We start from the raw sequence: 21,583 nt of genomic DNA on the forward strand, positions 1-21,583 counted from the left end.
GGAAATGCCTGCGATTGTAGGGCCGATATATATTATGTCTATATCAGGTGATGCTGCGGCCAGCTTTGGAGATGTGTTTGCGATTGCGCCGAAAAGCGTCGATCACACAGGTGCTGGGTCTGGCACATTTCAGCTGGGGGATTTTGTGAAGATCAATAACGAATATAGTAAAACAATTTTAAACGATGCCGATATCATTGATGATACCGTTTCGTTTAACGGGTAACAGCCTTTTCTAGAGAGGCTGTTGCTTTTTTATTGTATAATATGGATAGTCTTTTAGTTAGCGAGGTCATGTTATGAAAATCAGAAAAGCAAATATCAGCACACAAACAGGAATGATCACTGATGTATATCTGCATGAAAACAGAAAAGAGCTGCATACGCTAGTAGCCGTTCCGCAGCTGGAGTGGAGCACGATTATTTCATACGAGGAAGAAAAATCATCGCTGCCTGAACGGCTGGAGGCTTCTTTACGCCGGCATACAGAGGACGAGCCTGCTGGTGAGCTGGCAAAAAAAATCATTCACTGGGTAACGGAAATGTAACAGCCCTTGAAAGTTTAGCTCCCGCAGGATCAGGCGATAATGAAGACAAACAAGACGGGAGGACGAGCTTTTGAGTGATGAAACGCTGGATCTCTATTTACAGCAAGGAATGTACGGGCCGCTGGAAACAAAACCAGATGAGCGCCATTTGTTTTTAGGCTCATTGCGGGAAAGAGTGCTTTTGGCACTGACGAAAGGGCAGGTGCTCAGAAGCAAACCGTATCACGAAGCGGAGCAAGCGTTTAAACGCAATAAAAATATATCTCTTCTTATCAATGGAGAGCTTCAATATCAGTCTTATTCACCTTATGTAAAAATGGCGAACCGAAACGGAGTGCCTTTTAAAGTCGTATCTGATCTTCAGTTTCATACGCCTTTAGGCCTTATCATTGCGGCGGACAGTGCGGTAAATCATGAATCTATATATATTCAGGACGACATTTTTAACCGGTCGGTGCTGAAATCTTAAGAGACAAACGGACCGTTTGTCTTTTTATTCATGGCAATTCCCTTACAACGGGAGATAAGATATAATGTTCTCATACTGATGGCGGGGAGGCCGGCTATGAAAAAAGCACTTATTTGTATTGATTATACGAATGATTTTGTGGCGAGTGATGGAAAATTGACCTGCGGGGAGCCCGGCAGAATGATTGAAGAGGCGATCGTCAATTTGACAGAAAACTTTATCACAAACGGTGATTACGTCGTATTTGCAGTAGATTCTCACAATGAAGGGGATCAATATCACCCTGAAACCCGTCTGTTCCCACCGCATAATATTAAGGGTACGGAAGGAAAAGACCTGTACGGAAAGCTTTTGCCTCTATATCAGAAACATGCACATGATCATAATGTATATTACATGGAAAAAACGAGATATTCTGCTTTTGCGGGTACTGATTTAGAACTGAAACTCAGAGAGCGGCAGATTGACGAGCTGCATTTAGCCGGCGTCTGCACAGATATCTGTGTCTTGCATACAGCGGTTGATGCATACAACAAAGGTTTCCGGATTGTTGTGCATAAACAGGCTGTTGCCAGCTTTAATCAGGAGGGGCATACGTGGGCTCTTTCCCATTTTGCAAACAGCATCGGAGCGCAAGTGGCAGAGTAAGGAAGGGGAAAAACAGTGTTAGAGTACGGTTTTAAAGATGACAGCCTGTCATTACATACAGACCTTTATCAAATCAATATGGCGGAAACTTACTGGAGAGACGGCATTCATGAAAAGAAAGCGATTTTTGAGCTTTTTTTCAGAAAGCTTCCGTTTGAGAATGGCTATGCGGTTTTTGCGGGCTTGGAAAAAGCCATTGAATATCTGGAAAACTTCAAGTTTACCGATAGTGACCTGACTTATTTACGAGATGAACTTGGCTACCATGAAGATTTTATTGATTATTTGAGCGGTTTATCTTTTACAGGTTCTCTTTATTCCATGAAAGAAGGAGAGCTGGTTTTTAACAATGAGCCGATTATGAGGGTGGAAGCTCCCCTTGTAGAAGCGCAGCTTATTGAAACAGCTTTGCTTAACATTGTGAATTACCAAACATTAATCGCGACAAAAGCAGCGCGCATCAAAGGCGTCATTGGCGATGAAATTGCACTTGAATTCGGAACAAGACGGGCGCATGAAATGGATGCGGCTATGTGGGGAGCGAGAGCAGCGTTAATCGGCGGCTTCAGCGCGACAAGCAATGTAAGAGCCGGAAAGCGCTTTAATATCCCGGTATCAGGCACACATGCCCATGCGCTAGTGCAGGCCTACCGCGATGAATATACAGCGTTCAAAAAATACGCGGAAACGCATAAGGATTGCGTCTTCTTAGTCGACACGTATGATACGCTTCGTTCAGGCATGCCGAATGCGATTAAAGTTGCCAAGGAATTCGGAGACCGCATCAACTTCATTGGCATCCGCCTGGATAGCGGCGATTTGGCTTACCTGTCAAAAAAAGCCCGGAAAATGCTTGATGAAGCAGGTTTTACAGACGCGAAAGTCATTGCGTCAAGCGACCTGGATGAGCATACAATTATGAATTTAAAGGCTCAGGGAGCGCGCATAGATGTCTGGGGTGTCGGCACGAAGTTGATTACAGCTTATGACCAGCCGGCTCTCGGCGCGGTTTATAAGCTCGTCTCCATCGAAGAAAACGGAGAAATGGTCGACACGATCAAAATTTCATCCAACCCTGACAAAGTGACGACACCTGGCAGAAAGAAAGTGTACCGGATTATTAATCAGTTAAATCATCATTCTGAAGGAGATTACATTGCGCTTTATGACGAGCAGGTGAATGACCAGAAGCGGCTGAGAATGTTCCACCCGGTTCATACCTTCATCAGCAAATTCGTCACGAATTTCTATGCGAAGGATCTTCACGAGCTGATTTTTGAAAAAGGCATTTTATGCTACCAGAACCCTGAGATTTCTGACATTCAGCAATATGTACAAGACAACCTCAGCCTTCTGTGGGAGGAATATAAGAGAATCAGCAAACCTGAAGAATACCCGGTTGATTTAAGCGAGGACTGCTGGAGCAACAAAATGCAGCGGATCCATGAAGTGAAAAGCAGACTGGAAGAAGAGCTCGAAGAATAAAGCAAACTGGCCTTTCGTTCGCGAAGAGGCCAGTTTTTTTGTGGGAATAATATTTTTCATGTTTAGACAAATTTCGTCAAATTATTTGATATACTTAGGGTGGAAAGCCGCGTGTTTTGTAAGGAGGATAAATCAATGAGGGTGTTTGTTGCAAGACAGCCTATATTTAATAGAAAAGAACAGGTTGTCGCTTATGAACTTTTATATAGAGAGAGCGAAGAGAATGTGTATTCCGCTGCAGACGGCGATCAGGCTACAACAGATTTGGTGATTAACAGCTTTTTAAACATCGGAATCGAGAAGCTGACGGAAGGAAAACGCTGTTTTGTCAATTTCACTGAAAGCCTGATGTTTTCGGATCTCCCCACCTCCTTCAATCCAAAACAGCTTGTGATTGAAATCCTTGAAGATATACCGATCACTCCGGCTCTCGTCTCAAGGTGCAGAGAGCTGAAAAAAATGGGGTATACGCTGGCACTCGATGATTTTTACGCGATAAACCCGAAAAATGAAAAATTATTGGAAAAGCTCATGAGCTATATTGATATATTGAAAGTTGATTTTCTTAAAACCACCCGATTGGAACGCCGAAACATTTTGCAAACCTACAGCTATTGCGGCCTGATTTTTTTAGCTGAGAAAGTAGAAACACGCAAAGAATATGAACAAGCGGCGCAAGATGGCTTTCAGTTATTTCAAGGCTACTTTTTCAGCGAACCGCGTATCATCAGCGGCCATGATCTGTCGACCCATTTTTATTCTTACTATGAATTGCTCAACGAATTAAGCAAAGAGCAGCCTAACATCCAGCGTGTAACTGAGTACATAGAACGGGATTTATCGCTGTCATATCAAATTTTAAAATTCTTAAACTCTTCCCATAGCCGCTTAACCCAAAAGATCGACAGCATTAAGCAGGCTATCATGCTTCTTGGGTTTAACGAAATCAAACGGTGGATATACATCCTTTCCTTTAAGGATTTAAGCAGAAAAGGGAATTCGAGCAAACACGAAATTATAAAAATTTCTTTAATGAGAGCAAAGCTATGTGAACTGTTGGCAAGAAAAACAGCGCGCCCGCAGCCGGCCTCGTATATGCTGATCGGGATGTTTTCTCTCATAGACACCCTTTTGCACAGAGAAATAGAAGAGATTATTCAAGAATTGCCTTTAATAGATGAAGTCGGTCAAGCGTTATTAGGTCATCAAAATGACTATTACCAAATGCTTGAGCTTGTGAAGTTAATCGAAACCAACAATTGGGACTCTTGCGGAGAATTAGCAAAAGAATTGGACAAGGAAGAAGCGTACGACTGTTATTTGGAAGCCTTGGAGTGGTGTCATAAGCTCATGGGCGAAAAGTAATTGCGGTCTTCTGACCACCGCAACGCCAAGGTGATTCGGCTTTGCATGCTGATCAGGCTGATGTATATGCCATCGGGATTAAAGACCGAATCAACATCATGCCGGACGCCTGTCTGTTTGATCAGACGTTTTACTGTCTGTTTATCTGACTGCTCCGCTGCGGTCATGATGCGGCGCGAAAGCTCCTGTGACCCCGCAATGCGCCTAAGTACAAGCTGAGCATCAGCGAGCAGCCCGGCGGCATCCTGTGCGGAACGGATAAAGGTTTCTGTATTGGCGGCAGGAGCGGGCGGGCGGCGTATGTCGTACGGATAGACGTAGAACCAAGGATAAGGATATCTCATGCAAGCACCTCGCAAAAAGGGGATATGTCTATATGTATAGGTCACTCAGGTGCTGGATATGACAAAGCGAAAAGGCCACAACTTTGCGTTGCGGTCTTTTCGGTGTTTGTCGGTCACGATACGCCAAGAATCGCGTATTAAACTTTGAAAAAGCAGCAAGGGGGACTATAGTCTTACTTGGTGAAACAGTTAAATACAATAAAATCAAAGGAATTAAGAATCTTTCTCAATTCCATCCGAAATCACCGTTTTCACACGTAGAAAAATAGTCCTGTTCTCATTATGATTCCTTTGAGCACAAAGACCTATTGATATTTGCGGTGTCACGCAGGATCTTTTTGTATACTTTTCGGTGAAAAATAACTCGAAACCAGATACACTATTAGTAACAGATCAAATACCTAGGACTCGTTCACCATACACAATTCATTGATCTTTCAAAAAAAGGAGTGTGGAAACGATGGAAAAGAAACTTGAAGAAGTAAAACAATTGTTATTCCGACTCGAACTTGATATTAAAGAAACGACAGATTCATTACGAAACATTAACAAAAGCATTGATCAGCTCGATAAATACACATACGCAATGAAAATTTCGTAAAAAAGACTTGGAAACAAGTCTTTTTTTTCGTTCTACCCATACAATAAATGGATAAAGTATTATATGATTGTTAAAAAACGAAAAACCTGCTGTCCTTTAAATGTCCCATTTAGTAAAATGGAATGGGAAGGGGGAAGTTGTTATTGAGCAGATATGTTTAGATTCTGTCCGGATCAAGGAGAAAATGAAGGAGATTGTACATGAAAATATTTCAAATGAAGACTTAAAAACAAAACTTATTTCTTTTATTGAAGAAAAAAAACAATTTTCATTCGCAGAATTAGCTTATCATCATTACATAGCATTTGACGGAAAAGATGTTACAGCAATTGAGTTGTTGGCTTCTGGTATAGAACTTTTAATTTTATCTGCTGACATTTTTGACGATATAGAGGATAAGGATAATCTTCAGGCTTCTTGGATGAAAATAGATCCTTCGATAGTGATTAACGCAGCTACCGCACTTTATACATTAAGTTTGCAAGTGATAAGTTTAGTTTCTAACAATCCACAACATTTAAGTCTGACTTTACAATATTCACTTCAATCTTTACAAGGGCAACATGCAGATTTAAATGTAACAAGCTCTTCAGAATCAGAGTTTATTGAAATGATTAAACTTAAGTCAGGTTCTCTTGTAACATTGCCTAATGTTCTTGGTGTATATTTGGCAACTGGTGAATTTAATGAAACAGTCGATGAGTATTCACATTATTTGGGCATAGTCGAGCAAATTGCAAATGATCACCATGGGTTATATTATCCTGACAATAATGATTTAAAAACTAGACACAATCTTGCCTTCTACTATCTTAAAAATAAATATAACCAATCATCGATTGACTTATTAAATTTTTATGCGCAAGAAAATAATCAGATAAATAATATGGACGAATTGAAAAAGAAGCTACGAGAATCAGGTGTAATACAATATTTGAATGTTATTAAAAATATAGCATTGGAAAACTTTAAAGAATCATTCAAAAAACTGAAATTAGATGAACAAAGAAAGAATAAACTATTTGTACAATTATTAAGGGGGAATTTAAATTGAAACATATTGATAAAATTATAAGCCATCTAGCAAACAACCCGGAAGCTTTTGATCAATTTAAGAATGGGAACTTAACCTTACTAAATATAAATGAAAAAGAAAAGAAAGCAATATTATATGCGTTTGAAGAAGGAGAGGCACCGAGAACAAGCAACTGGCCCCCAATAGAAGCTATCAGTAATTTTTTTGAGGATGATAAAAGAAAAAGTTTTATTTAATTATGGGATGATGAGATGCACATAAATAATAACGTCTATAAATATTTGTCTCTAGCTTTTATCATTTTAAGTTTTGTTTATGTGATCTACCTCTCTTATATTTCTGTTTTTAATATCTTTGTAGGTGCAGATGTGAAGATTAATGAACAGGGTAAGTTAGAGGTTACCAAAGTTGTGGATTATGAATATTATTCAGGTGTAAAAAAAGGTGACATCATTCTTGAAGTGAATGGGCAAAAAGGAAGCGAAATCCAGTTAGAGAGCGGAAGATTGGTCAACGTAGAAAGCTTAACTGTTGAGAGAGATAATAAATCATTTCATTTACAAAATGTAAGCCTAATAAGTGAAGAAAATTTATTTATGTATCTCATTCCACTCATATCTTATTCAATCTGTTTATTTTGTATATTTTTTGTTTACAGAATAAATAAAGTAAGAAAATCATCTTCTGCTTTTGTTTTAATCTTATTTTTGTTATTTGTATCAGTAGCATATGTAAGTGCCTGCGGGGCAAGAAGAGGTGAAGAGGTTAGCACTTACCTGCTTGTCCTTACTTTAGTAAGTTGTCCAATTTTATATATACATTTCATATATAAATACTTTGCGGAATTGGGCACTAAGTTATTCAAAAAGAAGATTTTAATCATAATGTATATACTTCCACTCGTAAACCTGTTACTAGAAGCTGTTTTGAGTAATAGATTAAATTCTTCGGCTTTTTTGTCTAACTTGAACTTGATTTCCTTTTTTGTCCTAGTCCTTACTGTATCTATCCTTATCCATCAAGGGATTAGAAAAATCAAACAAAATGAGCAAAAGTCAATTTTAAAAATCCTTGCTTATATAAATATCCTGTCTTTTAGTCCCTTTATTATCTTTTTTGTTATTCCCTATGTGTTGTTTGATAAGTATCTTTCACCCTTTAGTTTGGCAGCTTTTACACTTGTTATACCTTTTTCTTTAGTGTATCAATTTATGACAAATAGACTTTATAATATTGACTTTGTTGTAGGACGGCTTAAATACTATGGATTTTTAGCCATTACACCTACTGTTATTGTGGTCACCATATTTAATTACATTCAAAAACCAGAAGATAACTTTTACTACGTTAAACTAACATTTGTAATATATTTGCTTATGTTTGCTGTCTTTTACTTTAAAGAGATCATTGATTTTCGTTTCAAGTTGAAAAGATTTACAGAGAAATTTAATTATCAAGATGGAATTTTTAAATTTACTCAGTTAATTAAGCAAGCATCATCGGTAGATCAAGTACTTAATCACTTTAAAAATACAATCCTAGAAGTATTAAACATAGATAATGCTTGTGTGTATGATAATTCTAAAGGGGAAATTAACCTCCTTAGTAAGAATAACTTTAAAGATCTGACTTATAAAAATCATGAGCAATATGTGAAAAACTTTTCTGGTGATATCGGTAAAATTAAAGAGTTTAAACAAGGTTTTATTATTAAAATAGGTGAACGAGGAGACAGATCATTTTTAGTACTCTGTTTCTCAAGTTATAATACTTTTAAATTAACAAGAGATGAAATTGCATGGCTTCAAACATTAGCGTTCTATACAAATGTCTCATTGGAAAACGTTATGAAAATTGAAGAATTGATGGTGCATCTTAAGGATTTAAAACAACAGGAATCCAACCCGGTATGGCTCAAAAAACTCATGTACACGATCGAAGAAAAACAACGCTCTGATCTCGCCCGCGATCTCCACGATTCAGTTCTTCAGGATTTGATTTCATTAAAACGGCAGTGTGAGCTGTTTTTGGCTGATTTTAAGAAGGATGATGATCCATGCCGTGAAGAGGTGCAGGACAAGCTCGTGCAGATGAATGAGCAGATGTCTGATGTGATTTCGATGACGAGAGAGACGTGTCATGAATTGCGGCCGCAGCTTTTGTATGATTTGGGACTGGTGAAGGCGTTGTCCAAGCTGGTGGCGCAGCAGCAGGAGCGGGTTCCGTTTCATATCCGCTTAAATACCGGCAGATTTACGGCGTCGCTTGATTTGGATTCGCAGCTGAATTTGTACCGGATCATTCAAGAGTTTTTATCAAATGCAGTGAAACACTCTCAGGCGACGGAAGTGCTTATCATGCTGATCAGTATTCAGAACAAAATTGTTCTTCATTATGAGGACGATGGTGTCGGATTTGATCTGGAGAAAAATAACGAACATTCCATGAGTATGGGTCTTTCTGGCATTAAGGAGCGAGTCAGGGCTTTAGATGGACGCCTCCGAATCGAAACAAGTGAAGGAAAGGGCTTTAAGGCCGATATTGAAATGGAATTGTAATGGTTTTATAACGTAAACGACTTGGCAGAAGCCAAGTCTTTTTTATAAAATGGAAATGAGTGAGTAAAAGGGAGGAAAACATGAAAAAGATACTAGTGATTGATGACCATCCGGCTGTCATGGAAGGCACCAAGACAATTTTGGAAACGGATTCGAATTTGTCTGTTGATTGTCTCAGTCCTGAACCCAGCGAACAGTTCATACACCAGCATGATTTCTCATCATATGATCTCATCTTAATGGATTTGAACTTAGGCGGCGATGTCAATGGGATGGAGCTTTCTAAACAGATTTTACAAGAGAATCCTCATTGTAAAATTATCGTATATACCGGTTATGAGGTCGAGGATTATTTTGAGGAAGCGATTCGTGCGGGTCTGCACGGCGCCATCAGCAAAACCGAATCAAAGGAAAAGATCACCCAATACATATATCACGTGCTCAACGGAGACATTTTAGTCGATTTCGCTTACTTTAAACAGCTGATGACTCAGCAAAAAACAAAGCCGGCCCCTTCCTCTCAAAAAGAACAAGATGTGCTCACACCAAGAGAATGCCTGATTCTTCAAGAAGTTGAAAAAGGTTTTACCAACCAAGAAATTGCAGATGCGCTTCATTTAAGCAAGCGGTCCATCGAATACAGCCTGACGTCGATTTTCAACAAGCTTAATGTCGGTTCCAGGACGGAAGCGGTGTTGATTGCAAAATCGGACGGTGTGCTTTAAATAAGGGAGTTAAAACTATGGATATGAAACATACATTGCTTGGCGCGCTGGGAATTGAAATTGTAGAAAGCACAGCGGAACGCTGCGTGGCAGTGATGCCGGTGGATCACCGGACCGTTCAGCCCTTTGGTTATTTGCATGGAGGCGCTTCAGTGGCTCTTGCGGAAACTGCGGCGAGCGTGGGTGCCCAGCATCTAATCGATTCTCGTACACAAGCTTGTGTCGGTTTGGAGATTAACGCCAATCATCTGAAATCTGTCAAGGAAGGAACGGTAAAGGCGGTAGCCGAGCCCGTTCATAAAGGCAGAACGACCATTGTGTATCAGATTCACATTTATGACGAGCAAGAGAGGCTGATCTGTATATCCAGATGCACGCTGGCTGTCATCACAAAATAAAAAAACAGCCGGAACTCTGCCTGTCCGGCTGCTCATTTTTATAGGTAAGAATCCTCTTTTCGTTTAATCACAAAGTTTCTGATTCCGTTATAGTCATCCTGTACACTTCTTTCATCCAGCTTGACACCAGAGTTGTACGCAGCTCGGCAGATCAAGTGTCCCCCGACCGGCGTCGTAATAAAGATAAAGAAAATCCCGAGCAGAATTTTTGCTGATATCTCTCCTGTTATAAACCACAAAAAGAAGAAGACACCGAGCAAAATCATATTTACCCCTAACGTTGAGCCTTTAGAAGCAGCGTGAGAGCGTGTGTACATATCGGGAAGGCGAAGCGTCCCGAAGGAAGCCGCAAGACAGATTAGCGCCCCCATTAGGATCAATATCGCTACTGCTATTTTAGCGATCACGATCATTTTCGATAATCTCTCCTTTCTCTAAGAACTTAGAAAACGCAATGGTTCCGATAAAAGACAAAATACCCAGTAATAATATGATATCAAGAAAAATACTCGTATTCAGCAGGATGGAGACAAGCGCTGTCATCGCTATCAGATTAATGCCGATTGCATCCAGAGCCACAACCCGGTCAGGAATAGTCGGCCCTTTGATGACGCGAACGACATACAACAGGGTGGACACCGCCATAATGCCGAGCGCGATTTGAAGGATTAACGTAAACATCAGCGGCTCACCTCCTGTATGGCTTTTTCAAATGACTCACGAATATCAAAAATCGCTTTTTCCGCATCCTCAATATCCATCGCGTGAATATAGAGAATGGTCCGGTCATCGGAAATATCCATGACCAATGTTCCCGGCGTTAATGTAATAAGCAGTGAAAGCAGGGTAATTTCCCAATCCTTTGTCAGCTCTGTTTTAAATGCGAATATACCTGGTTTGATATCCAGTTTTGGCGACAGGACTGTTTTCAGCACACTGACGTTGGCAAGGTATAATTCCCTTATAAATATCAAAAAAAGTTTGATAATCGAAAACATTTTCCATAGATAAAACGGATGAGCAAGGAAGCGCCGGAAGAAGAAGAGAGAGATCATTCCCAGGATAAAGCCTGTGATGAATCCGGCGGCGCTTGCGTCATTGCTCAGGAACATCCAGCAAAAAGCGAGAAACACATTTAATAAAATTTGAAATGCCATGCGATCTACTCCTTCAAAACAGCTTCAATATATTTTTCCGGATTCAGCAAAGTCTCGGCCGCTTGATCAACGTACGGCGACACCCATTCTGTACCCAATCCGAAGAGAAGAGACAGCAAGAGAAAAATAGCTGCCGGATATAGAAGCCCTTTAGCTGTTCTAAGATTTTGCTTCGGTGTTTCTTTTTCTTCGCCCCAAAACGCATGGATAAAGATTCTTAACACGGAATACAGGACGAGCAGGCTTGAAAGCAGGATCAGCATGGAAATCGTAAATTCACCTTCAGCGAAGCCGCCTTCTGCAATTTTAAATTTGCCTACAAATCCGCTGAGAGGCGGGATGCCGGCAAGAGATACAGCCGACATGAAGAACATCCATCCAAGAACGGGGTATCGTTTGATCAGCCCGCCCATTCGTTGCAGGCTTGCTGTTCCTGTCAAAGCAATCAGCGTGCCTGCCAGCATAAATAATGCGCCTTTAATCAGCATGTCGTGAATCAGGTAGTAAATCGCACCTTGAATGGATGCGGGCGTTTGAACTGCAACACCGAACAAAATAACGCCGACAGCGGTAATAATATTATAGATCACGATTTTCATGACATTCTGATAGGCAAGTGAACCGATGACACCGAAGATGACAGTGAGAGCCGCGAGCCATATCATCAGCTGGTGGGTAAACGCTGTATCATGAATGAAAATCAGTGTGAACACTCTTGTGATCGCATATAATCCGACCTTGGTCAGCAATGCGCCGAACAATGCGGAGATGGCTGCCGGCGGCGCGTAATAAGAGCCGGGAAGCCAAAAGTAGAGAGGGAAGATCCCGCCCTTCATACCAAACACGATGAGTAACAGGACACCGATTACAGTAATCAGCCCAGTTTGTCCGGATTCGCTGATTCTCACACTTAAATCCGCCATGTTTAATGTGCCGGTCACCGCGTATAAAAAGCCGACGCCGATGACAAACAATGCTGATGACACGATATTAAACACAATGTATTTAAGCGATTCCCGCAGCTGAATTTTTGTGCCGCCTAATACAATCAGCATATAAGAAGCAATAAGCAGAAGCTCGAAAAATACGTACATATTAAATAAATCGCCTGTTAAAAACGCTCCGCTTACACCAGCCAGCAAAAACTGCACGCCGGAGTAATAAAAGGCACGTTCCCGTTTTTCACCGATAGAACGGAAGGAATAAAGCACAACCAATAAGCCTATGACAGCTGTGGTGAGAACAAGCAGGCTGGCAAATTGATCTGCAACAAGCACAATTCCGTAGGGGGCTTTCCAGCCGCCCAAACTCAGTGTCTGAATGCCGTTTGTAAAAACAGTCTGTACGAGTAAAACGCTGATCACAATCCCGAGTGCGGATGCCGCAGTGCTGAAGATCCGCATGAGTATGATGTGTTTGTTCATGAAAATCAGCAGAATGGCGGACAGGAGCGGGATCAGAATTGGCAATATAACAAAATTATTCATGTTGATCATTTCCCCTCATTTGATCCATATCGTCCGATTTCAATTCCTGATAGGCCCGAAACGCCATGACGAGGATGAAGGATGTAACTCCAAATGAAATGACAATAGCCGTCAAAATCAGGGCTTGCGGAAGCGGATCGACAAATGACTTGGCATGCTCGCTCAAAATCGGAGCGGCGCCTTCTTTTAATCCTCCCATAGTTAAAAGCATTAAATGAACGCCGTGGCTCAAAAGCGCTGTTCCGATAATGACCCGAAGCAGGCTTTTAGACAGCAGCAAATACGTAGCAGCCATAAAAATAATACCGGCTGTAACAGCCATTAAGATTTCCATTATTCTTCCTCTCCAATCGTTTGAATAATGGTCATCGTAATGCCTACGACAACAAGATAAACGCCTAAATCAAAAAGCGTCGCCGTGGCGAGCTCCGTTTTCCCTAAAATCGGCAGATGAAAGTAACCGAATGTGTGGGTTAAGAAGGGCGCCCCGAAGACAAAAGAGCCAACTCCTGTTAAGACAGCGAGCAGAAGACCGGCTCCTGCGACGTAAATGAAATTAACCGGCAAAATGGAACGCACGGTTTTTAAATCATAAGCCAGCAGCAGCAAAACGATGGAAGAGGACGTGATCAGTCCGCCGACAAAGCCTCCTCCAGGGGCGTTATGCCCCGATAAAAATAAATAGAAAGAGAAAAGCAAAATGATAAAGGATACAAGCTTTGTCACGGTTTGAAGAATCAAGTCATTTGTTTTTTGTTCATTCACCGCTTTTCCCCTCCTCTTTTACTTTTGTTTTAATCATGCTGTAAATGCCGAGAGCGGCAATCGTTAATACCGTAATTTCAAACATTGTATCAAAGCCCCTGAAGTCAACGAGGATGACATTGACGACATTATCCCCTCCGCCAAGATCGTGGCTGTGCTTTGTAAAGAAGGAGGCGATACTGTCTTTTGTCCGCTGGCTTGAGGATGCAATACCGAGCAGGGTGACAATAATGCCGACTCCTAAAGCAATGATAAAGTTTGTCATTCGGAACGTTCTCGTTTTCTTTTTCAGCCGCAGTTTCGGCAAATGATAAAAACAAAGCAGAAACAGGGCGACGGAAATCGTCTCAATGACCAGCTGGGTCAAAGCCAAATCGGGCGCTCTGAAAATAACAAAAAACAATGCAAGCGTATAACCGACAACACCAAGTGAAATAATCGCCGTCAGTCTGGATCGGGCGAATACAGTCGCCGCTGTCGCGCTGATCATGACAAGTGTCAGAATCATTTCGTATATGCCGATTTTCGCCATACCCTCAGTTGTAAAGGAAAATCCGCCTTTCAAAACCAGAGCCCCGCTCATCAGAATGATAAATCCAGCGAAGATATACAGAAGATAATCCCGCAAAAATCCGGTCATATATTGTTTTGTCACTCGATAAGAGCCTTTTTCCATGATGATCAGGAGCTTCTCGTATAACCGATTGAGCGTGAGTTTCGATGGAAACAGCTTATAGATCCCTTTCCACTTGTTTATCGTCAAGTATCCGATCGTACCGACAGCGATAATGCCCAGTGTCATCAGAACTTCAGCTGTAAACCCGTGCCACTGCGAAATATGAACATGAAACTTCTCATGGCTGTCCAGCAGTGTCGGATAGATTGAATTCATCGCAGGCTCTATCAAGCTGTAGGACAATATATTCGGGAAAAAGAAGAGACTGACAGCGAGCGCAACAAGAATGACAGGTGATACGAGCATTCCAATCGGCGCTTCATGAGCCTGTTTTTCGAGTTTTTCAGGCTGATAATTGCCTTTAAATGTTTTAAACAGCAGTTTCATGCTGTAGATAAATGTAAACACACTTCCTGCCCAAGCGAGGACAGGGAACAGCGCTCCCCACGTCTGGACGTTGAACAAATCGACATGTGTCACACGAAGCATGCTGGTGAAAAACATTTCTTTACTCAAAAATCCGTTAAACGGCGGGAGACCAGCCATTGAAAATGTGCCAATCAAGGAAATCGTAAATGTAATCGGCATGATCGCCATCAGTCCGCCGAGCTTTCTGACGTCCCGCGTGCCTGTTTCATGATCAATGATGCCGACTGCCATAAACAAGCTTCCTTTAAAGGTAGCATGATTGATGAGATGGAAAATGGCAGCCATGGCGGCAACTGTGTAATATTCTGTATGGCCGTAATGCAGGGCTGCAGCACTGACACCAAGCATCGAGATGATCATGCCGAGCTGGCTGACGGTTGAAAACGCCAAAATGGATTTTAAGTCGGTTTGTTTGACGGCATGGAATGAACCCCAAACCATGGTGAAAATCCCGACGAGAGAAACAATCCAAAACCACTGAGCTGAAAAGGCGAAAATAGGGCTGAATCTTGCAATCACATAAATTCCCGCTTTGACCATCGTGGCTGAATGGAGATACGCGCTGACGGGTGTCGGCGCTTCCATGGCGTCAGGCAGCCAAATGTAAAAAGGAAACTGGGCGGACTTTGTAAATGCGCCTAGTAAAATCAAAATCATCGCCGGAATAAATAGATCATGGCCGGCAATCAACTGAACCTGATTGATCATTTCTCTGATACTGAATGAATCTGTGATCAGATAAAGAAGAATGAATCCTCCCAGCATACACAGTCCGCCGCTTACCGTAATCAAGAGCGATTTTGCGGCGCCGTAGCGAGATTTTTCACGCTTGTACCAATATCCAATCAGCAAAAAGGACGAAAGGCTGGTAAGCTCCCAAAACATGTAGAGAACCATGACGTTGTCAACAAGAACAACACCGAGCATAGCGCCCATGAACATTAATAAATAGACATAAAAAGGCCCAAGCTGTTCTTTTTCTTTCGATAAATAAAAAATACTGTAAAGAGTGACCAACGAGCCGATCCCTGTTATCAGTAAGGCGAATAGCAGTCCGAGACCGTCTACATAAACGGTAAAGTTAATGCCTAATGAAGGAATCCACTCCAATACCGATCGTAATGTTTCTCCCGACTGAGTCATTCTGATCATTGGAAGAAAGTATATAAACAGCAAGACGGGCAGGATCAGAACAAACCAGCCCGTATGCACTCTTTTTGCGTATTTTGCCAGAAAGGGAATGATAAAAGCAAATACAAAAGGCGATAAAATAGCAAAATGTAAGAGCTGCAAAGACAAGACCTCCTTTTCTTTAATTGAAACCGGTTCTATGTATAAATAATTAGAATATACGGTCAAACGACCCAGTCCAAATTATATCGCACTTTTTTGGAAGCCGCCATGCTTCAACCTGCCGCGAATGAATTTTACAAGTTCTTTTGACCTTAAAATAAGTTTAACAAAAATCAGGTCATTTGTATATTTAAAATCGCTCCTGATCAAGCTGTATGTAAGGAGCTGATCATGGTGAAGAGAAAGGTCCTTATGTGCTCAGGTTTATTCTGCTCGATATGTGCAGGGGCATTCATGCTGAATCAATATGACGGCCGTGCCCGTGTGGCAGACAATGATGATTGGGAACTGTATTTATTGGAGCACCACCTGTCAACTAAAATGAGTGAGGCGGAATCTAAGGATAGGCCGTTTGGGCCCAGGGAGTATATGCGGATTGTGAACAAATAAAAAAAGAGTTCCGTCTAAGACGGAACTCTTTTTCTGATTATGAAGTGAAAAAGCGAAGTAAAATCGTCGCGCAAATGACAGTTCCAGCTCCGCCGAGGCGTGTAGAAATTTGGGCGAATGGCATAAGGCCCATTCTTCCTGAAGCGGACAAAATGGCGACATCTCCCGTTCCGCCGAGACCGCTGTGACAGCAGGTAACGATTGCGGATTCAACAGGGTACATGTTCATCAGCTTGCCTACAAAATATCCGGAAGAAATCATGGCAACGACAACTGAAATACAAATGATGACAAACGGAATAGAAATCACAGACGCCACGTCATCTAAAGGGATAAAGAGAATCCCGAGGCCTACCATAAGCGGCCATGTAAAGCTTGATGAAATAAACTTATAAAGCTGGTACGCGCCATCCTCCATTTTTTTCGGAAGGATATTTGCATATTTGATTGCAGCTGCTGAAATAATCATTAAAATAGCGCCCGGGATGAAGATGAATTTCTCCAGTAAACCGCCGAAAATAAAAAACGTACAAGCGAGCAGGACTCCGGCTCCCATCAGTTTAAAGTCAATTTTAGCTTCAGCCTCTTTTTGATTGAAAATATCGTTCGCTTTCTTAGATTTAACGAGACGCCCATTGCCGTTTAGGTCAGGACGTTTTTCGCCCAGTTTTTTCATTAAAGCAGCACAGATAATAGCAAAAACGTTTCCAATGATAGCGGCAGGAACCAGCTGCGACACATACACATCAGCGGAAGACCCCAATATTTGCGAATAAGCAATCGAGAGCGGCAAAATTCCTTCACCTATTCCCCCGGCAATAATCGGCACAACGACAAAGAAAAAGGAATCATAGGCACTGTAGCCGAAGATGAATCCGACGAGCACGCCGGCCGCAACCGCCGCAATTGTGCCCGCTACTAAAGGAACGAACATTCTGATGAATCCCTGTATTAAAACAGTTCTGTTCATTCCAAGAATGCTTCCTACAACAAGACAAGCGATATAGAAATAAAGAAAGTTAGACGTTTTCATTAAATTGGTTACAGCATCTAATGATGATGGATTCAACACATTATAAAAAACTAAAAAAGATGGCACAAACAAAGATAAAATAGCAGGACCGCCAATATCCTTTAAAATCGGAATCCGCTGGCCGATATCGCCAAGAAAGACACCTAAAATCATAATGATGGCAAAACCGCCCAGCATGTTTGCAGGCAGCTCGTTGTAATAGGCCGCAAGAATAATAATGACAGCTAATGCTGTATATAATGGGAGAGGAATCACGCCGATTTCCCAAGTCCATATTTTCTTAAACAGGCTTTTCTCCTGTGTGTCTTTGTGCTCAGGTAAAACTTCCTCTGTTTTGTGAATTGCTCCCATTGTCATACACCCCCATGTATTGTTTGTTACAGTCTACAAGAAAGCGCTAACAAAGGATATTTTTTTAAGTTAAATAATTAATAAACAACTAAATTAATTAGGTATTTTGGAGCAGAAAAAATCCCTGAGAAGCCGCTTCCCAGGGAGATGTGGTTACCGTTTTCCTTTGATATAAGGCACACCATTTGCTTTTGGCGCATCTGCGCGTCCGATAAAGCCGGTTAAGGCGAGAATGGTTAATACGTAAGGGGCAATCAGCATATATACATTCGGTATGTCCTTAAAAAGAGGGAGCAGTGAGCCGATAATGCTTAAGCTTTGCGCGAATCCGAAAAACAGGGCAGCGCCGAGTGCGCCGATCGGATGCCATTTTCCGAATACAAGGGCGGCGAGTGCGATAAAGCCTTGCCCGGAAATGGTAGAGTGCGTAAAGTCGAGGGCAATCGTTGACGCATATACGCCGCCCCCGAGGCCGCCGAACAATCCGCTGATCATCACGCCGATATAGCGCATTTTGTAAACATTGATCCCCATAGTATCGGCCGCCATCGGATGTTCTCCGACGGAGCGAATACGGAGGCCGAACGGGGTTTTAAACAAGATAAACCACGAAATAAAGGCCAGGACAATTGCGAGAATAGACGTATAATAGACATCTGAAAAGAAGATTTTTCCCAATACGGGGATGTCGCTCAAGCCGGGAATACTTGTTTTATAAAAAGGCTCGGGAATTTTGTCAGTTTGCGCTTTTCCGTAAATCAGCTTTACGATAAATAAAGTAGCCCCAAGCGCCAGCATATTAATGGCGACGCCGCTGACTGTCTGATCAGCGCGAAACGATATCGCCGCTGCCGCATGAATCAGTGAAAACAGCGCGCCGGCTGCCATAGCGGCAATGAGCGAAAGCCAAGGTGCTGCGGCTCCCAATTCAGGGCCTAAAAATAAATTGAATAAAACACTGGTGAATGCTCCGATAATCATAAGGCCTTCAAGGCCGATATTGACGACGCCTGATCTCTCGGAAAATACGCCGCCGAGAGCGGTTAAAATAAGCGGGGCTGCGTATACGAGTGTGGCAGGGACAATGATTGATACAATCTGCAGAAAGTCCACTTATTTCGCCCCCTTTTTCTTCAATTTATCCGCGACAAAACGAATGGCATAGCTTGAAGCAACAAACAGAATGATAATGGCAATCACAATATCGACAACCTCAGAAGGTACGCCTGATTCAATCGGCATATTTAATGCCCCGATTTTGAGGCCGCCAAGCAATGCTGCCGCAAGCACAACACCGACCGCAGTGTTCCCGCCCAGAAGAGCGACGGCAATACCGTCAAAGCCGACGCCGGTAAATGCGCCTTTGACAGCTGCATATTCAAATGTTCCCAGACCTTCCATGGCACCTGCAAGGCCTGCAAAAGCTCCTGAAATGAGCATGGAGGTCATAATATTCTTCCGCACGCTCATACCGGCGTACTGGGACGCGTGCTGATTGAATCCGACTGCCCGAAGCTCAAAGCCTTTCGTTGTTTTGTTAATCATAAACCACATAACAACAGCTGCGAGAAGGGCGATGACGATCCCCCAGTGAAGCCTTGAATAATCCGTAATCTGCTCAAGAAACGGCGAGCGCAGTGAGGCCGATTCGTGAATTTTTTCCGTCTTATCCTGATTGTCTGTCAGGACTTTTGAAATCAAATAATTGGTCGTATGCAGCGCGATATAATTCATCATAATGGTGACAATGACCTCATGAACATAGAACCGTGCTTTTAAAAAGCCGGGAATAAATCCCCATAAACCGCCTGCTGCAGCCGCTGTGATCAGTGCAAGCGGCATATGAATATATGCCGGTCCGTCAAACGCCGTTCCGACCCAAACGGCAGCTGTCCAGCCCACTAGCAGCTGTCCCTCTACCCCGATATTGAAAAGCCCGGTTCGGAACGCGAAAGCAACAGCTAATCCAGATAAAATATAAGGTGTAATCTGCCGGACGGTTTCCCCGATGTAATAGATTTCTCCAAATATCCCATTCCATAAAGCGGAATAGCCGCTGATCACACTGTATCCGCTCGCAAGCATAATTAGTGCGCCAGCCAGCAAGCCGAGCATGATTGCAATGAGCGGCACGAGTAAATGAGAGAGTCGTTTAACCATTTGCTTTCCCCGCTTCCTTTTGCGTGCTTCCCGCCATCAAGAGGCCGAGCTCTTGCTCAGTCGTATCCAGCGGATTGACGCTGGATATGATGCTGCCTTCAAAAATGACGGCGATTCTGTCACTGAGATTCATGATTTCATCCAGCTCAAACGATAGAAGAAGAACGGCTTTTCCGGCATCACGCTGTTCAATGAGTTTTTTATGGACAAATTCAATCGCTCCCACATCAAGGCCGCGAGTCGGCTGGGCGGCGATTAACAAGTCAGGATTTCGGTCAATTTCCCTTCCGATAATTGCTTTTTGCTGGTTTCCGCCTGACAATGCCCGCGCGTGTGTATATTCATCGGGGGTTCTGACATCGTACTCGCTGATCAGGCTGCGTGCTTTCTTATACATTTCGCCTTTATGTAAAACACCGAATGCTGAATAAGGCTTTTTGTAATAGCTTTGGAGCACGATATTCTCACCGATCGGAAAATCCAAAACGAGGCCGTGTTTATGGCGGTCCTGTGGAATATGCCCGATTCCGGATTCCGTTACTTTTCTCGGCGTCAGGTTTTGTATCTGTTTTCCGTTTAAGGAAATGGTTCCAGACTCCGTTTTTCGGAGTCCTGTAATCGCTTCAATCAGCTCTGACTGTCCGTTTCCGTCAACGCCGGCTATGCCGACAATTTCTCCGGCATTGACAGAAAGCGATAAATTCCTTACAGCTTCTACTCCGCGAGTATCTTTTACAGTGATTCTGTCAATCGCCAGCACTTCAGATCCCGGCTGAGCCGCTTTTTTTTCTGTTTTGAACGATACCTCGCGGCCGACCATCAGACTGGCGAGCTCGTCTTGATTTGTATCCCGGACATCCAGTGATTTGATGCCTTTTCCTTTGCGGATAATGGTAACGCGGTCACAAACCTCCATGATTTCTTTCAGTTTATGGGTAATTAAAATAATTGATTTTCCCTCATTGACGAGGTTCTTCATGATTTGAATGAGCTCTTTGATTTCATGAGGCGTCAGCACAGCTGTCGGTTCATCAAAAATCAGAATGTCAGCCCCGCGGTAGAGGGTTTTTAAAATTTCTGCACGCTGCTGCATGCCGACGGATATGTCAGCTACTTTTGCCTCAGGATTAATTTGAAGTCCGTATCGGTCGGAAATGTCCTGAACCTCTCGGACAGCCCGTTTTCGGTCAATCCGCCCGAGCTTTTTCGGCTCCTTCCCGAGAATAATGTTTTCAGCAACTGTAAATGTATCGACAAGCATAAAATGCTGATGCACCATGCCGATTCCGAGATCATTCGCTTTGTTCGGGCTGTTGATGTGCACCTTCTCACCGCGGACCCGAATTTCCCCCTTTTCTGGCTGATACAGCCCGAAAAGGACGTTCATCAAAGTTGATTTGCCCGCTCCGTTTTCACCGAGCAGCGCGTGGATTTCGCCTTTTTTGACCTGAAGATTAATGTTGTCATTTGCGACGATACCGGGAAACTCCTTGCGTATATTGAGCATTTCAATGACATATTCCACAGAATTGACCGCTCCTTTTTTCAAGATGCTTTTAAATAAGAGGCTGGCAATAGAAAAGCCGCAAGGACATGTGCAGCTTT

At 42.5% G+C, this 21,583-nt stretch carries 25 protein-coding genes; 13 read left to right on the forward strand and 12 right to left on the reverse strand.

What is annotated here, in order from left to right; all coding sequences use genetic code 11:
• Positions 1-4: 4 nt before the first annotated feature.
• The 6 genes from KXD37_RS19285 to KXD37_RS19310 all read left to right on the forward strand — a co-directional run bounded on the left by KXD37_RS19285 (position 5) and on the right by KXD37_RS19310 (position 4,515).
• Positions 5-226 (forward strand): spore germination protein, encoded by a 222-nt coding sequence (locus KXD37_RS19285; protein WP_044158952.1) that lies wholly within the window; start codon positions 5-7, stop codon positions 224-226.
• Positions 227-299: 73 nt separating this feature from the next.
• Positions 300-548 (forward strand): YueH family protein, encoded by a 249-nt coding sequence (locus tag KXD37_RS19290; protein WP_024122689.1) that lies wholly within the window; start codon positions 300-302, stop codon positions 546-548.
• Between the two features lie 70 nt (positions 549-618).
• Positions 619-1,017, forward strand: a complete 399-nt coding sequence (locus tag KXD37_RS19295; RefSeq protein ID WP_106019481.1) for a YueI family protein — start codon at positions 619-621, stop codon at positions 1,015-1,017.
• Between the two features lie 96 nt (positions 1,018-1,113).
• Positions 1,114-1,665, forward strand: a complete 552-nt coding sequence (locus tag KXD37_RS19300) for a cysteine hydrolase family protein (RefSeq protein WP_106019480.1) — start codon at positions 1,114-1,116, stop codon at positions 1,663-1,665.
• 15 nt (positions 1,666-1,680) lie between these two features.
• The gene (locus KXD37_RS19305; protein ID WP_024122686.1) at positions 1,681-3,150 is read left to right on the forward strand and encodes a nicotinate phosphoribosyltransferase; all 1,470 of its coding nucleotides are present in this window, start codon (positions 1,681-1,683) and stop codon (positions 3,148-3,150) included.
• Between the two features lie 135 nt (positions 3,151-3,285).
• Positions 3,286-4,515, forward strand: a complete 1,230-nt coding sequence (locus KXD37_RS19310) for an EAL and HDOD domain-containing protein (protein WP_127696527.1) — start codon at positions 3,286-3,288, stop codon at positions 4,513-4,515.
• On the opposite strand, the gene KXD37_RS19315 is transcribed toward KXD37_RS19310, so the two are convergent.
• The gene (locus KXD37_RS19315; RefSeq protein ID WP_106019478.1) at positions 4,491-4,859 is read right to left on the reverse strand and encodes a hypothetical protein; all 369 of its coding nucleotides are present in this window, start codon (positions 4,857-4,859) and stop codon (positions 4,491-4,493) included. The two genes, KXD37_RS19310 and KXD37_RS19315, sit on opposite strands and share 25 nt — an antisense overlap.
• Positions 4,860-5,319: 460 nt before the next feature.
• On the opposite strand from KXD37_RS19315, the gene degQ reads away from it, so the two are divergent.
• From degQ to KXD37_RS19345, 6 genes are all read left to right on the forward strand, one after another.
• Positions 5,320-5,460: a degradation enzyme regulation protein DegQ gene (degQ, locus tag KXD37_RS19320; RefSeq protein ID WP_024122683.1), complete on the forward strand. Its 141-nt coding sequence runs from the start codon at positions 5,320-5,322 to the stop codon at positions 5,458-5,460.
• A 184-nt stretch (positions 5,461-5,644) separates the two neighbouring features.
• A complete protein-coding gene (locus KXD37_RS19325) occupies positions 5,645-6,514 on the forward strand; it encodes a polyprenyl synthetase family protein (RefSeq protein WP_101864136.1) in 870 nt (289 codons plus the stop codon).
• The gene (gene comX, locus KXD37_RS19330; protein WP_059292642.1) at positions 6,511-6,732 is read left to right on the forward strand and encodes a competence pheromone ComX; all 222 of its coding nucleotides are present in this window, start codon (positions 6,511-6,513) and stop codon (positions 6,730-6,732) included. The genes KXD37_RS19325 and comX overlap by 4 nt, the downstream gene beginning before the upstream one ends.
• Before the next feature lie 15 nt (positions 6,733-6,747).
• Positions 6,748-9,054, forward strand: coding sequence for a histidine kinase (locus KXD37_RS19335; protein ID WP_254517859.1), 2,307 nt, complete (start codon positions 6,748-6,750; stop codon positions 9,052-9,054).
• A gap of 80 nt (positions 9,055-9,134) precedes the next feature.
• A complete protein-coding gene (comA, locus tag KXD37_RS19340; RefSeq protein ID WP_024122680.1) occupies positions 9,135-9,779 on the forward strand; it encodes a two-component system response regulator ComA in 645 nt (214 codons plus the stop codon).
• 17 nt (positions 9,780-9,796) lie between these two features.
• Complete coding sequence (locus KXD37_RS19345) at positions 9,797-10,177, forward strand: hotdog fold thioesterase (protein WP_044158943.1); 381 nt, start codon at positions 9,797-9,799, stop codon at positions 10,175-10,177.
• A 38-nt stretch (positions 10,178-10,215) separates the two neighbouring features.
• Here KXD37_RS19345 and mnhG read toward each other — a convergent pair whose 3' ends face one another.
• The 7 genes from mnhG to KXD37_RS19380 are packed head-to-tail and all read right to left on the reverse strand — an operon-like array spanning position 10,216 to position 15,984.
• A complete protein-coding gene (mnhG, locus tag KXD37_RS19350) occupies positions 10,216-10,590 on the reverse strand; it encodes a monovalent cation/H(+) antiporter subunit G (protein WP_024122678.1) in 375 nt (124 codons plus the stop codon).
• The gene (locus KXD37_RS19355) at positions 10,574-10,858 is read right to left on the reverse strand and encodes a Na(+)/H(+) antiporter subunit F1 (protein ID WP_106019477.1); all 285 of its coding nucleotides are present in this window, start codon (positions 10,856-10,858) and stop codon (positions 10,574-10,576) included. Before KXD37_RS19355 ends, mnhG begins: the two co-directional genes overlap by 17 nt.
• Positions 10,858-11,334: a Na+/H+ antiporter subunit E gene (locus KXD37_RS19360; RefSeq protein ID WP_044158941.1), complete on the reverse strand. Its 477-nt coding sequence runs from the start codon at positions 11,332-11,334 to the stop codon at positions 10,858-10,860. The genes KXD37_RS19355 and KXD37_RS19360 overlap by 1 nt, the downstream gene beginning before the upstream one ends.
• A gap of 5 nt (positions 11,335-11,339) precedes the next feature.
• A complete protein-coding gene (locus KXD37_RS19365) occupies positions 11,340-12,821 on the reverse strand; it encodes a Na+/H+ antiporter subunit D (protein WP_106019476.1) in 1,482 nt (493 codons plus the stop codon).
• Positions 12,814-13,155 carry a Na(+)/H(+) antiporter subunit C gene (locus KXD37_RS19370; RefSeq protein WP_044158938.1) on the reverse strand — a complete coding sequence of 114 codons (342 nt, stop codon included), beginning with the start codon at positions 13,153-13,155 and terminating at the stop codon, positions 12,814-12,816. The genes KXD37_RS19365 and KXD37_RS19370 overlap by 8 nt, the downstream gene beginning before the upstream one ends.
• Positions 13,155-13,586: a Na(+)/H(+) antiporter subunit B gene (locus KXD37_RS19375; protein ID WP_024122673.1), complete on the reverse strand. Its 432-nt coding sequence runs from the start codon at positions 13,584-13,586 to the stop codon at positions 13,155-13,157. Before KXD37_RS19375 ends, KXD37_RS19370 begins: the two co-directional genes overlap by 1 nt.
• Positions 13,579-15,984 carry a Na+/H+ antiporter subunit A gene (locus KXD37_RS19380; RefSeq protein ID WP_106019475.1) on the reverse strand — a complete coding sequence of 802 codons (2,406 nt, stop codon included), beginning with the start codon at positions 15,982-15,984 and terminating at the stop codon, positions 13,579-13,581. Before KXD37_RS19380 ends, KXD37_RS19375 begins: the two co-directional genes overlap by 8 nt.
• A 234-nt stretch (positions 15,985-16,218) precedes the next feature.
• Here KXD37_RS19380 and KXD37_RS19385 point away from each other — a divergent pair, with 234 nt between their 5' ends.
• Positions 16,219-16,434: a hypothetical protein gene (locus KXD37_RS19385; RefSeq protein ID WP_099043587.1), complete on the forward strand. Its 216-nt coding sequence runs from the start codon at positions 16,219-16,221 to the stop codon at positions 16,432-16,434.
• Positions 16,435-16,471: 37 nt separating this feature from the next.
• On the opposite strand, the gene maeN is transcribed toward KXD37_RS19385, so the two are convergent.
• The 4 genes from maeN to KXD37_RS19405 all read right to left on the reverse strand — a co-directional run bounded on the left by maeN (position 16,472) and on the right by KXD37_RS19405 (position 21,503).
• Positions 16,472-17,818 carry a sodium/malate symporter MaeN gene (gene maeN, locus KXD37_RS19390; RefSeq protein ID WP_024122670.1) on the reverse strand — a complete coding sequence of 449 codons (1,347 nt, stop codon included), beginning with the start codon at positions 17,816-17,818 and terminating at the stop codon, positions 16,472-16,474.
• A gap of 153 nt (positions 17,819-17,971) precedes the next feature.
• Positions 17,972-18,931 carry a guanosine ABC transporter permease NupQ gene (nupQ, locus tag KXD37_RS19395; protein WP_024122669.1) on the reverse strand — a complete coding sequence of 320 codons (960 nt, stop codon included), beginning with the start codon at positions 18,929-18,931 and terminating at the stop codon, positions 17,972-17,974.
• Entirely contained in the window at positions 18,932-19,978 is a 1,047-nt protein-coding gene (locus KXD37_RS19400) for an ABC transporter permease (protein ID WP_106019474.1), read from the reverse strand.
• Positions 19,971-21,503: an ABC transporter ATP-binding protein gene (locus KXD37_RS19405; protein WP_106019473.1), complete on the reverse strand. Its 1,533-nt coding sequence runs from the start codon at positions 21,501-21,503 to the stop codon at positions 19,971-19,973. Before KXD37_RS19405 ends, KXD37_RS19400 begins: the two co-directional genes overlap by 8 nt.
• Between the last annotated feature and the right edge of the window lie 80 nt (positions 21,504-21,583).

It is taken from the genome of Bacillus sp. XT-2 (assembly GCF_025696525.1).
GTDB classification, from domain to species: domain Bacteria; phylum Bacillota; class Bacilli; order Bacillales; family Bacillaceae; genus Bacillus; species Bacillus halotolerans.